Consider the following 12,190-nt stretch of genomic DNA (forward strand, 5'->3'; position numbering starts at 1 on the left):
CGCGATGGTCGCTGCCCGGCCTTCCCCTGTCCGGGGAGGCCTCCGGTGGCGCCTCAGCACCCCCTGCCCGGAGACAAGGATCCACCATGCCTGCTGTGTTCACGCCCCTTCGCCGTCGCGTCCTCGCGGCCGGTGCCGCCGCGGTCTCGCTCGGCCTCATGGTGACCGGCTGCGGTGCGGACGAGAAGAAGGACGACGCTGCGGGCGGCTCGACGGCCAAGGCTCCGGCGGCCGCCTTCCCCGTGACCATCAAGAGCGCCCTCGGTGACGCGGTCATCAAGGAGAAGCCCAAGCGCGTGGTGACCCTCGGCCAGGGCTCGGCCGAGACCGCGATCGCCCTCGGCAACGTCCCGGTGGGCATCGAGGAGTACCCCTGGGGCAGCGACAAGTCCGGCTACCTCCCGTGGATCCACGAGGCCGTGACGAAGTCCGGCGCCACGCTCCCCAAGCAGTTCAAGGGCGGCGAGGAGCTCGACATCGAGGCCATCACCGAGCTCGAGCCCGACGTCATCCTGGCCCCCTGGTCCGGCCTGACGCAGAAGCAGTACGACATCCTCAAGGACATCGCACCCACCGTCGCCTACCCCGAGAAGGCGTGGAGCACGAACTGGGACCAGCAGATCGAGATCATCGCCAAGGCGCTCGGTCAGCCGGAGAAGGCCAAGGAGCTCGAGTCGAAGATCGACAAGCAGCTCGCCGACGCGGCGGCCTCCCGCCCCAACTACAAGAACGTCACGTTCTCGTACATCTACAACACCGGCCCCGGCAGCCTCGGCATCTTCAAGCCCGAGGAGCAGCGCGTCGCCATGGTCTCCAAGCTGGGCCTCAAGGTCGACCCGATCGTCGACACCTTCCCGGAGACCGAGGGCACCGACTCCGCCCTGATCGGCCTGGAGAACGCCAACAAGCTGGCGAAGAGCGACATCGCCTTCACCTTCTACATGGACGAGAAGTCCCGTGAGGCCGTCGAGGCCCAGCCGCTGTACGCGGCCATCCCCGCCGTGAAGAAGGGCGCGCTGGTCTACAGCCACGACACCCCCTTCGTCACCGCCTCCTCGATGATCAACCCGCTCACGGTGCCGTACAGCATCGAGCGCTACCTGCCGATGATCGACAAGGCCGTCGCCAAGGCCGGGAAGTAACAGCGGATCCAGCGTGACCACTCTCTCCCGGATCGGCCAGGGCCCCGCCGTCGTACGGCGGGGCCCTGCCCGGCATGTCATGGCCGCCGTGCTGTGCCTGGTGCTCTTCGCCCTGGCGCTGCTGGCCAGCGTGATGTTCGGCAGCAAGCCGACGTCCGCCGGCGACGTCCTGCACGTCCTCACCGGCGGCGGCGACGAGTACACCCGCACCGTCGTCGAGAGCCGCTACCCGCGCACCGCCCTCGGGGTGCTCGCGGGGCTCTGCCTCGCCGTCGCGGGCACCCTCATGCAGGGCATCACGCGCAACCCGCTGGCCGAACCCGGACTGCTCGGCATCAACGCGGGCGCGTCCGCCAGCATCGTCGCCGCCACCGCGTTCATCGGCGCCTCCGGACAGCGGGAGACCATCTGGTGGGCCCTGGCCGGCGCGCTCGCGACCGGTGTCGTCGTCCACCTCATCGGCACCGCCGGCGGCGGCAACGGACCGGTCCGCCTGGTCCTCGCCGGGGCGGTGCTCTCCGCCGTCCTCGCCGCGTTCATCCAGGCCGTCGCCCTGTCCAGGCCCCAGGTCTTCGACACGTACCGCTACTGGGTGGTCGGCGCGCTCGGCGGCCGCGGATTCGACGCGGTCTGGGCGGTCCTGCCCTTCGCCGCCGCCGGATTCGTCCTCGCGGCACTCCTCGCGCCCGGACTCAACGCCATGGCGATGGGCGACGACAAGGCCGCCTCTCTCGGCATCAGCCCCGCCCGCGTGAAGGGCGCCGGGCTGCTCGCCGCGACCCTGCTGGCCGGCGCCGCCACGGCGGCGGTGGGTCCCATCGCCTTCGTCGGCCTGGCCGTCCCGCACCTCGTGCGGGCCCTCGTGGGCGCCGACTTCCGCCTGCAGATCGCCTTCGCCGCCCTCGCGGGGCCCACGCTGCTGCTGTTCGCGGACGTCATCGGCCGGGTCGTCCTGCGGCCGCAGGAGCTCATGGTCGGCGTCGTCACCGCCTTCGTGGGCGCCCCCGCTCTGCTGTTCGCCGTCCGCCGCATGAGGGGAGCGGCATGAAGACCGCCGACCCGACCGACACCCTGCCCGACACCGGTGACGCCACCCGTGGCGGGACCAGGGCGCGCCGCCCGGCGCGACCCCCGCGCCGCACCATGGTCCGGATCGGCCCCTGGGTCGCCGTACCCGTGCGCCGCTCCACCCTGATCGCCGCCGCGGTCGCCCTGCTGCTGCTCCTCGGCGCCGCCGTCGCGACGCTGTCGATGGGCAGGCTCGGCATCGACCTCGCGGACCTGCCGACGGCCCTCATGGGCGAGACCACGGGCAAGAACGCCTTCGTCCTGAACCGGCTGCGCGGCCCGCGGCTCGTGGTGGCCATCGCCACCGGCGCGGCCTTCGGCCTCTCCGGGGCGCTGTTCCAGTCCGTCACCCGCAATCCGCTGGGCAGCCCCGACGTGATCGGGCTCGGCGCCGGAGCGGGCGCGGGCGCGGCGGCCGCCGCGCTCTTCCTGCCGGACGTCATGCCGATCGCCGTCGGCTCGCTGCTCGGCGGGCTGATCGCCATGGCCGTCGTCTACTTCTCCACCGGGACGGGCTTCCGCAGCCCGGGACGTCTGGTGGTGGCGGGCATCGGTGTCGCCGCGATGGCGACGGCCCTGACCCAGTACGTGGTCTACGCCGTCGAGCGGGACAAGGCCAGTGCCCTCACCGCGTACATCAACGGCAGCCTCTCCGCGCGGTCCTGGGAGGACGCGACGACGATCTGGGTCGTCCTCCTCGTGTGCGTGCCGTTCGCCGCGCTGCTCGCCCGGCCGCTGAGCATCGGCGAGATGGGCGACGACACCTCCACCGGCCTCGGCGCCCGTCCGGCCCGGACGGCCACCGCGGCGGTCGTCCTGTCGATCGTGCTCTCCGCCGGTGCCGTCAGCGTCGCCGGGCCGATCGCCTTCATCTCCCTGACGGCGCCGCAGATCGCCAAGCGCGTCACCCGCAGCGGCGGACCCCACCTCGTCATGTCCGCCCTCCTCGGCGCGCTCCTCCTGGTCCTCGCCGATCTCACCGCACAGCAGCTGCCGCTCTTCGACGACCTGCCCGTCGGCCTCTACACGATGGCCGTCGGCGGCGCGTACCTCGGCTACCTGCTGATCCGGGAGTGGCACCGGCCCGTGTGACCCACGACGGCCGCGTGTCGGCGAGGCGCACCCCTACGCGGGGCCGAGCGCCTCGCCGACGCGCAGGTTCCAGCGGTCGGTGCGGCCGGTGAGGTGAACGGCCGTCAGGGGACGGACGTCGAGGCGCCACGAGGTGGCGTCGGGCGCCCCGAGGGCGTGCAGGACGGCGGCCCTGACGACGTCCGGTTCGGCGACCGCGACGACGGGGCCCGAGACGGACGGGAGCGCGTCGAGCCAGGAGCCGACCCGCTGCCGGAGGTCCCGCAGGGACTCGCCGCCGTGGGGTGCCGCCGACGGGTCGGAGAGCCACGCGGCGACCGCCGCCTCCTCGCTCGCGGCGACCTCGGCGAGCGTCCGTCCCCGCCAACGCCCCATGTCGCAGGCGGCGAGTTCGGGCAGCGGCTCGGCCTGGAGGCCGAGTGCCCGCGCGGTGCCGCGACAGCGTGCGGACGGCGAGGTGTGGACGCGGGGGGCCGGGGGGACCGAGGCGGCGACGGACTCGGCGCGGGCGGCCCCCGCCGGGTCGAGGGGCCCGTCGTCGTCGAAGCGCACCTCGCGCATCGCCTCGCTCGTCGCCGGGGAGATCAGCGTCAGCCGGACTGTCATCGGGTTCCTTGTCCTCGTGGGGCGTACGGAGAGTGATCCAGGCCTCACGGTCTTGGCGGCGGCCCCCGCACGCGGTACGGTCAGGCGACATCTGAACAGCGTGACGACGGCGAGACGGAAGTCCGGTGAGAACCCGGCACGGTCGCGCCACTGTAAGCCGCGGCGGCCCGGAAGGTGACGCCGCGGGAAGTCAGACCCGTGGACCGTCGTCTTGCACCACCGTTTGGGACGCGAGTTCCCACAGGAGGTTTCATCATGGCCGAGGCTGTCGTCTCCGCTGCCGTTTCCGCCCCTTCCGTGGCCGTACCGGCTCCGCTGCCCGTCCGGGCCGTCCTTCCCTGGGCCTTCTTCGTCGGCCTTCTGGCCCTGATCGCGCTCTACTTCGTCGGCGCCGAGCAGGGTGCCACCTCGCTGTTCGCCGGCTCCGACGTGCACGAGTGGGTGCACGACGGTCGCCACCTGCTCGGCTTCCCCTGCCACTGAGGGGCGTTCCGCACATGCACGCCTCAACTGTCAGAACCCTGCTGGTCCGTGGCATGCTCGCGGGCCTGATCGCCGGGCTCTTCGCCTTCACCGTCGCCTACGTGGTGGGTGAGCCTTCCGTGAACGGCGCGATCGCCGTCGAGGAGGCCCAGGCCGCCCACGAGGCCCATGCCGAGGCCGGGGCGCACGCCGGTCACGGCGCCGCCGAGGAGTCGGCCGAGGAGGAGGAAGCGGTCAGCCGCGACGTCCAGTCGACCTTCGGTCTGGCCACCGGCGTCCTGGTGTACGGAGTGGCGCTCGGCGGCATCGCCGCGCTCGCGTTCTCCTTCGCCCTGGGACGCGTCGGCCGGTTCAGCCCGCGGGCGACCGCGGCGCTCGTCGCGGCGGCCGCGTTCACCACCGTCTACCTGGTGCCGTTCCTGAAGTACCCGGCGACCCCGCCGGCCGTCGGCAATCCGGACACGATCGGGAAGCGCACGACGCTGTTCTTCCTGATGATCCTGCTCAGCGTGCTCCTCGGCGTCGCCGCGGTGATCGCGGGGCGGCGGCTCGCGCCGCGTCTGGGCAACTGGAACGCGACCCTGGCCGCCGGTGCCGGCTTCGTCGTCGTGACGGCCGTCGCCTTCGCGGTGCTGCCGGACAACGACGACGCGGTCAAGGCCGGCTTCCCGGCCGCGCTGCTCTGGGAGTTCCGACTGGCCTCGCTCGCCGTCCAGCTGGTCATGTGGGCGGTGTTCGCGGTGGTCTTCGGCGTCCTCGCGCAGAAGGCGCTCGCCCCCCGGGCGGCCGCCGGGACCCCGAACCAGGTCGGGGCGCCGGTCGTCGGCTGACCCGGGAACGACCCGACGGCTCCGCCCCGCGCGCCGCTCGCGTGCGGGGCGGAGCCATGTCCGGCCGTCTCCTGGGGGGTGATACGGCGAACGTCGGCACCCGCGCACACTCCGCTCCCTATACTGAGCGCGCACATGTCATCACGTTCCGCATTCGGAGGGTCTCCTCTTGAGTGGTCGTCCTCAGCTGGTCGACGCAGTCCGGCAGTTCGAAGGCCCCGCGGAGTCCGGCGGGCAGCCGGCGGCCTGGCACGAGCGGGCCAAGAGGGCGATCGGCATGGGGCGGACGGACACCGCGCTGGTGGCCGAGGCCGAGCGGCTGGCGCGCTCCGGGCAGCTCACGCCCCGGGACCTGCGCCTGCTCCTCCTCGCCACCGACGACCACCCCGCGTGGCTGACGGCCCGCCGCCTGGCGGTCGACGCCCTCCAGGACACCTCGGAGACGGCGCTGCAGGTGCTGACCGCCCACACGCAGATCGAGGTCTGGCCGCCACCCTCGTACGAGGAGTCCTCCGAGCACCTGCCGGGCGGACACGTCCGGCACATCGTGGCGGTACGGCTCGGGCCGGCCGACCGGCCGGTGACCGGACCGGCCCGCAGCGCCCGGTCGTTGCAGCGGGCCCGGCAGGCCGCCGCCCACGCCCTGCTGCGACGCCTGGCCGGCGTCGGCGACCCGGACGCGGACGGAGCCGGAACGGCACCACCCCGGCTGACGCTGCCGGGGATGGGCACGGAGGTCTTCGAGTGCCTGCTGAACGCCCGGGTGACGGAGGGCGAACCCGGCCCCGAACTCGCGGCCGAGGTCACCCGCCGGGCCGGAACGGCACGACTGCGCCACCGGGACCTGCAGGTCCTGCTGTTCGCCGCCCGAGGGCCCGCGTGGCGCGACCTGCGCCTCCTCGCCCTCGACCACGCGGCCCACATGCAGTCGGCGGCGGCCACGCTCCTCCGCTGGCACGCGGACGCGCGGGGCGCGGCACTCCGGCACACGGTCACCCCGTCCGCAGGAGGCTTCACCTGCGGCTGGAGCTGGCAGGACCCCGGATCCCCCACCGTCGTCGAGGGACCCGAACGCACCGCCCGGGACCGCCGCCGGGCCGTCCACCAGGGCGCGGTCGCCCTCCTGGCCGAGCTGGCCGGGCTTCCCGAACCCGAACGGCAGGAGGAACCCCCCGCCGCGGGCGCGGCCGGCGGGGCGTCGCGCACCGTGCGGATCCAGCCGGTCCCGGCCGGGCAGGATCCGGTGAAGTACCTGAACAAGTACACCCAGTTGGAGGTCATCACCAAGCCGGTCCCCACCTTCACGGCCGCCCCGAAGAGCGTCGCCTGCACCTACACCTGCACCCTCGTCCACTCCGGCGAGCAGGTCCTCGGCACCGGCCGCGCCAAGCAGCGCCCGGACGCCCGGCGCGCGGCGGCGTCGGCGCTGATGGCCCGACTCGTGGCCCAGGACGCCGAGTCGGCGCCCGAAGGCGCCGTCGGGGGCCGATCCGCTGCCGGAACGGCCGGAACCACCGGGGGCGGATCCGCTGGGCCCGGGGCCACCGGGGCCACCGGGGCCACCGGAACCGGGTACGTCGAGTCCGCTTCCGGGTACGTCGAGTCCGCCGGGCTCGGGTCCGCTTCCGGGTCCGCCGAGGGCGCCGGGCTCGGGTCCCCTTCCGGGTCCGCCGAGGGCGCCGGGCTCGGGTCCGTCGCCGGATCCGCCGCGCACGGCGCGGGCGAACCGTCCCATGCCGGCGACGAGTCCCCCGGCGCGCCCGACACGGCCGGCGAGCGCAGGACCGCCGCCGCGCGTCCACCCGTACGCCCGCCCGTGCCCGGGCCGCGACGCGCGCCGGAAGCACCCGTCCGGGCCGCGGGGCTCTCGGCCGGCGACGCGATCGCGGAGGCCCTCGCCGCCGGTTGCGCCGTCTCGTTCCTGCCGGGCGAGGGCGGACCGGGCGCGCTGTTGTTGCACCGGGCCGACGGGGCTCCTATGCCGGAGGCGGGGCTGCCGGAGCCCCTGTCCCCGGTGCGGTGTCCGGTCCTGCTGCCGTCGGCTGCCGCGGCCGTCGCGGTGGTGGGGTGGCGGGTTCCGTCGGCCGCCGCCGTCCCCGTACTCCTGCGGCGTGACCGGAGCCCGGGGTGGCATCCGACGGCGGCGGAGTGGGAGCGGGCGGCTCGTCTCGCCCTGCAGACGGTCGCCGCGGGGCTGGTCCGTCCGGCGCTCACGGCGGACGGGGCCGACCAGTGGCGGCTCGGACCGTTGCCGATCGCCGCCGCGCGGGCGGCGGAGGCGCTGGCCCACGGCATGTCCCCGCACGCCCACGCGGTGGCCCTCGGGGGCCGGCCGCTGACGGCGTGGGACGCGGTGCCGGCTTTCCTCGACTCGGTGGCCGACGGCCTGGTGCGCACCCCGGCGGCCGTCCTGTTCGGTGCGGGCCCCTTCCTCGGCGCGGTCGGGAGCCGACTGCCGGCCTCGGATGCCGGGCCTTCCGAGCCGGGGGCGGGGTCCGAGTCCGGCTCGGGGCCGGACGAGGTACGGCGGTGGCTCGACGCGGTCGAGGACAGGTGGGACGAGGGTCCTGCGCCCCGGCTGGTGCTCGACATCGCCGAGCCGTCCGAGGAAGAGGCGGCGGCGGGGCGGCTGACGGGCCGGCTGCTGCTGGCCGTCGACGACGGGCCGGTCGCGCCGGCCTCTCGCCCGGACGGACGTGACGGGGCGCGAGAGCCCCGTCGGCCGGACCGGCGGAGCGGACCCGGCGGGTCGGCGGGACGGGACGGGCCGCATGGCACGGGCGGACCCGGCGCGCCGGACGGGCCCGGTCGCGAGATCCCCGTCCGCCGTCTGTGGTCCGGCCAGGCGAACCTGACCGGTGTCGAGCCGTATCTGCTGCGCGAGCGCGTCCGCCGCCGGATCGAGCGGCTGGCCCGCCGGTGCCCGGTGTTGTCGGGGCTGCTGCCGTCGCCCGGGGACTTGGCGGTCGACGCGGACGGGATCGTAGGGCTTCTGGCGGCCGAGGAGGCGCTCGCCGGGGACGGTCTCGTGGTGCGGTGGCCGGCCGGGCTGCGGGACCGGTTGTCGGCGCACGCCGTCGTGGGCGGAGCCGTGCGGGGCGCGGAGGGCGCGGGCCGGGCGGAGGGGGCCGGTCACGCCGGGGCGCCGCGTGCGACCGGGGGCGTGCCCCGGTTCAGTCTCCAGGCGTTGCTCGACTTCCGCTGGCAGGTGGCGCTGGGCGGGGACGTGCTGAGCGAGGCGGAGATGGACGAACTCGCGGAGGCGGCCCGGCCGCTCGTCCGGGTGCGGGGCCGGTGGGTGCTGCTCGACGCCGTGACGACGGGGCGGCTGCGGCGGCGCGAGATCGGGCGGCTGGCCGGCGTCGAGGCCCTGGCGGCGGCCCTCACCGGTTCGGTGAGCGTCGACGGGCTCATGGTGCCGTGCCGTGCGGGTGGGGACCTGGCCGCGGTCGTCGAGGTCCTGCGGCAGGGCGAGCACGCGCCGCCGGTGGCCGCGCCCGCCCGGCTGGACGCCGTGCTGCGCGCGTACCAGCGGCGGGCGCTGGCCTGGCTGGGGCACACGGGCCGGCTCGGGTTCGGGGCGGTGCTCGCCGACGACATGGGGCTCGGCAAGACGCTCACGGCGATCGCGTACATCCTGCACCGGCAGGAGGAGGGGCACCGCGGTCCGGTCCTGGTGGTGTGCCCTTCGTCGCTGGTGACGAACTGGGAGCGGGAGATCGGACGGTTCGCGCCGCATCTCGACGTGACCGTCTATCACGGCACGCGGCGGAGCCTCGGATCCGTCGCCGACGGTGCCGTCGTCCTCACCACCTACGGGGTGCTGCGCCGCGACCAGGCGCTCGCGGCCCGCACCTGGGACCTGGTGATCGCCGACGAGGCCCAGCACGCCAAGAACGCGGCCTCGTCGACGGCACGCAGGCTGGGCGGCCTGGTCTCCACGACGCGGCTGGCCCTCACCGGCACGCCCGTCGAGAACAACCTCTCCGAGTTGTGGACGCTGCTCGACTGGGTCAACCCGGGCCTCTTCGGGACGCTGAAGGCCTTCCGGTCCCGCTACGCGGCGGCGGCCGAGCGCGAGCCGGACGGCCCTGCCGCGCGGGCCCTCGCGCGGCTGGTCGCGCCGTTCCTGCTGCGCCGCCGCAAGACCGACCCGCACGTGGCCCCCGAGCTGCCCGCGAAGGTCGAGTCCCGGCGGATCGTGGAGCTCACCGCCGAACAGGTCGCGCTGTACGAGGCGGTGGTCCGCGAGACGATGGAGCAGCTCGCCGACGCCCCTTCCCTGGCCCGGTCCGGTCTGGTGTTCAAGCTGATCACCGCCCTGAAGCAGATCACCAACCATCCGGCCCACTACTGGGGCGAGGAGCACCCCGGTGCGGATCGGGTACGGGAGTTCACCGCCCGTTCGGCCAAGCTGGAGGCGCTGGACGACCTGGTCGAGACGATCACCGGGCGCGGTGAGGCGGCGCTCGTGTTCACCGGTTACGTCACCATGGGCCGGCTGCTGGAACAGCACCTGACGCATCTCGGGCATCGCCCGCTGTTCCTGCACGGCGGCCTGAACACGCGGCGGCGGCAGGAGCTCGTCGACGCCTTCCAGGCGGGGCGGTCACCGCTGTTCCTGCTCTCCGTGAAGGCGGGCGGCACCGGTCTCAACCTGACCAGGGCGGGCCATGTCGTCCACTTCGACCGCAGCTGGAACGCCGCCGTCGAGGACCAGGCGTCCGACCGCGCGCACCGGATCGGGCAGCGGCGGACCGTCACCGTGCACCGTCTCATCACGCGGGGCACGATCGAGGACCGGATCGACCAGCTCCTCACCCACAAGCGGACGCTCCAGGACACGGTCCTCGCCTCGGGGGACTCGGGCCTGGCCCGCCTCACCGACCGCGAACTCGCCGACCTCGTCGGCCTGGGAGGCCTCGGATGAGCACCTCGCCCGCCCCGGTCCCGCCGTCCGCCGCCGACGCGGTCGAACGCGTCGCAGCGGGCGCGGGCGCCCCTCCCGTCCTGGACGGCCCCGACGGACCGCCCCCGGCGCCCCTCCCCTCCGTGGACGTGCTGCGCGTGCTGGTCGCCGACGCCGCGGGCCGTGCGGCCGCGCTGCTCGACGACCCGTGGGGCGGGACGCCCGCCGCGGTGACGGCGGACGCCGTCACGGTCGACATCGCCCGTTTCACCGCCCGGCACGGAGACGCGCACCTGGAGGCCGCCGCCGCGCGCCTCGGGCTCACCGTGCCGCGGACACGGCAGCTGGCCATCGCGTACCGGTTCGGAGGCCCGGCCGGCGTCGCGACCCACCTCGCCCCGCGGCCGGCCGACCCCGAGGTCCTCGCCGCGGCGGAGCACGCCGTGCAGCCGTTCCGGCCCGCGCCGACGGCTCCGGTGGAGCGCCACCACAACCACCTCACCGACGCGCCGGCCCGCGTCCAGCTCCGGTACGGCCCCGACGGCCTCTGGCACCCGTACGTCGAGCGCTACGGCGACTGGCAGCCGGCCGCCGTGCCGCACGCCGATCCCGCCGAGGCCTACCGGGCCGCCCGCGCGGCGCTCCGCGGTCCGGGCACACCGGGGAAGGGCGCGCGGAGCTGAGCGGAGCCGACGTCAGACGGGGCCGGGTGGTACGCCCGCCCGGGGCAAGGCGGGTCCCTTCCGAGGGCAAGGCGGGTCCCTACCCTGGGCAAGACGCTTCCCCCGTCCGGGGCAAGATGCTTCCCCGTCCGGGGCGAGAGCCCGGGAGCAGACCGGGGAGCAGACCCGGAAGCAGTCCCCGGAGCAGAGTCTGGGAGCGCTCTCAGGCTGGGTGGGCCTGCGGATATCCTGGTACACACGGGACCGCGGACCCGGGGCGTCGTCCGGGGCCGCGGACCGCCGCCCGCCCACCATCCGACGCAGCCGAGGAGCGCCCGCCGTGACCGAACCGACCACGGGGTCCCGCCCCACGCTGGAAGCCGTCGCCGCGCACGCGGGCGTGTCCCGCGCCACGGCCTCGCGGGTCGTCAACGGGGGCGCCGGCGTGCGCTCTCCGCTGGTCGAGAAGGTGCGCCGGGCCGTCGAGGAGCTCGGCTACGTCCCCAACCACGCGGCGCGGACCCTGGTGACCCGACGCAACGGCGCCGTGGCGGTGATCATCGCGGAGCCGGAGTTCCGGGTGTTCTCGGATCCGTTCTTCGAGCAGCAGGTACGCGGTATCAGCCGGGAACTGACGGCGCACGACGCCCAGTTGGTGCTGCTGTGGGTGGAGGGGCCGGGCGATCACGACCGGATCGCCCGCTATCTCGGCGGCGGGCACGTCGACGGCGCGCTGGCGTTCTCGCTGCACAGCGACGACGCGCTGCCGGCCGTGATCGACCGGGCCAGGATCCCCGTGGTCTTCGGCGGCCGGCCCGCCCCCGGCACCGCGCCCACCATCCCGTTCGTCGACTGCGACAACCGCGGCGGCGCCCGGGAGGCGGTGCGGCACCTGCTGAGCCTGGGCCGGCGGGCCATCGCCCACATCTCGGGGCCGCCCGACCAGACGTCCGCGGTCGACCGGGTCCACGGCTACCGGGACGTCCTCATCGACGCCGATCCCGCCCTGCTGTGCCAGGGCGACTTCACCGAGGAGAGCGGGGCGCGCGCGATGGCGGAACTGCTCGACCGCCGGCCGGACGTCGACGGCGTGTTCGTCGCGAACGACCTGATGGCGTCGGGCGCGCTGCGCACCCTGCGCGAGCGGGGCGTGCGGGTGCCCGAGGACGTGGCCGTCGTCGGCTTCGACGACATGGACTCGGTGGTCCGCAGGACCGAACCGGCCCTCACCACGGTGCACCAGGACATCGAGGGCATGGGCCGGCTGATGGTGAAGCTGTTGATGAGGCTGCTCGACGGGACCGGCCCGGAGGTCCCCGCGTCGGTGATCACCCCGACGTCGCTGGTCCGCCGCGCGTCGGCCTGAGGCCGGGAGGAAGCCCGTACGAGGAGCGGCGG

At 74.9% G+C, this 12,190-nt stretch carries 9 protein-coding genes; 8 read left to right on the top strand and 1 reads right to left on the bottom strand.

Annotated features, from left to right (window positions below; genetic code table 11):
• Positions 1 to 86: 86 nt before the first annotated feature.
• The 3 genes from AC067A_RS23780 to AC067A_RS23790 are packed head-to-tail and all read left to right on the top strand — an operon-like array spanning position 87 to position 3,302.
• Positions 87 to 1,142: an iron-siderophore ABC transporter substrate-binding protein gene (locus AC067A_RS23780; protein WP_479244487.1), complete on the top strand. Its 1,056-nt coding sequence runs from the start codon at positions 87 to 89 to the stop codon at positions 1,140 to 1,142.
• Positions 1,143 to 1,155: 13 nt separating this feature from the next.
• On the top strand, positions 1,156 to 2,190 hold the full coding sequence (locus AC067A_RS23785) for a FecCD family ABC transporter permease (protein WP_479244488.1): 1,035 nt from the start codon (positions 1,156 to 1,158) through the stop codon (positions 2,188 to 2,190).
• Complete coding sequence (locus AC067A_RS23790; protein WP_479244489.1) at positions 2,187 to 3,302, top strand: FecCD family ABC transporter permease; 1,116 nt, start codon at positions 2,187 to 2,189, stop codon at positions 3,300 to 3,302. Before AC067A_RS23785 ends, AC067A_RS23790 begins: the two co-directional genes overlap by 4 nt.
• Before the next feature lie 33 nt (positions 3,303 to 3,335).
• Here AC067A_RS23790 and AC067A_RS23795 read toward each other — a convergent pair whose 3' ends face one another.
• Positions 3,336 to 3,908, bottom strand: a complete 573-nt coding sequence (locus AC067A_RS23795; protein ID WP_479244490.1) for a histidine phosphatase family protein — start codon at positions 3,906 to 3,908, stop codon at positions 3,336 to 3,338.
• Between the two features lie 255 nt (positions 3,909 to 4,163).
• Here AC067A_RS23795 and AC067A_RS23800 point away from each other — a divergent pair, with 255 nt between their 5' ends.
• The 5 genes from AC067A_RS23800 to AC067A_RS23820 all read left to right on the top strand — a co-directional run bounded on the left by AC067A_RS23800 (position 4,164) and on the right by AC067A_RS23820 (position 12,158).
• Complete coding sequence (locus AC067A_RS23800; RefSeq protein ID WP_017236531.1) at positions 4,164 to 4,391, top strand: CbtB domain-containing protein; 228 nt, start codon at positions 4,164 to 4,166, stop codon at positions 4,389 to 4,391.
• A gap of 14 nt (positions 4,392 to 4,405) precedes the next feature.
• On the top strand, positions 4,406 to 5,221 hold the full coding sequence (locus AC067A_RS23805) for a CbtA family protein (protein WP_479244491.1): 816 nt from the start codon (positions 4,406 to 4,408) through the stop codon (positions 5,219 to 5,221).
• Between the two features lie 169 nt (positions 5,222 to 5,390).
• Positions 5,391 to 10,151, top strand: coding sequence for a DEAD/DEAH box helicase (locus tag AC067A_RS23810; protein WP_479244492.1), 4,761 nt, complete (start codon positions 5,391 to 5,393; stop codon positions 10,149 to 10,151).
• Positions 10,148 to 10,813: a hypothetical protein gene (locus AC067A_RS23815; RefSeq protein WP_479244493.1), complete on the top strand. Its 666-nt coding sequence runs from the start codon at positions 10,148 to 10,150 to the stop codon at positions 10,811 to 10,813. Before AC067A_RS23810 ends, AC067A_RS23815 begins: the two co-directional genes overlap by 4 nt.
• A gap of 319 nt (positions 10,814 to 11,132) precedes the next feature.
• Positions 11,133 to 12,158: a LacI family DNA-binding transcriptional regulator gene (locus AC067A_RS23820; protein WP_479244494.1), complete on the top strand. Its 1,026-nt coding sequence runs from the start codon at positions 11,133 to 11,135 to the stop codon at positions 12,156 to 12,158.
• Positions 12,159 to 12,190 lie beyond the last annotated feature (32 nt).

The organism is Streptomyces sp. NPDC043176 (assembly GCF_056436715.1).

Bases quoted from the DNA above. Each gene is read 5' to 3' on its own strand.
- AC067A_RS23805 (WP_479244491.1), top strand. From the start codon at position 4,406: ATGCACGCCTCAACTGTCAGAACCCTGCTGGTCCGTGGCATGCTCGCG.
- AC067A_RS23780 (WP_479244487.1), top strand. From the start codon at position 87: ATGCCTGCTGTGTTCACGCCCCTTCGCCGTCGCGTCCTCGCGGCCGGT.
- AC067A_RS23790 (WP_479244489.1), top strand. From the start codon at position 2,187: ATGAAGACCGCCGACCCGACCGACACCCTGCCCGACACCGGTGACGCC.
- AC067A_RS23795 (WP_479244490.1), bottom strand. From the start codon at position 3,908: ATGACAGTCCGGCTGACGCTGATCTCCCCGGCGACGAGCGAGGCGATG.
- AC067A_RS23800 (WP_017236531.1), top strand. From the start codon at position 4,164: ATGGCCGAGGCTGTCGTCTCCGCTGCCGTTTCCGCCCCTTCCGTGGCC.
- AC067A_RS23815 (WP_479244493.1), top strand. From the start codon at position 10,148: ATGAGCACCTCGCCCGCCCCGGTCCCGCCGTCCGCCGCCGACGCGGTC.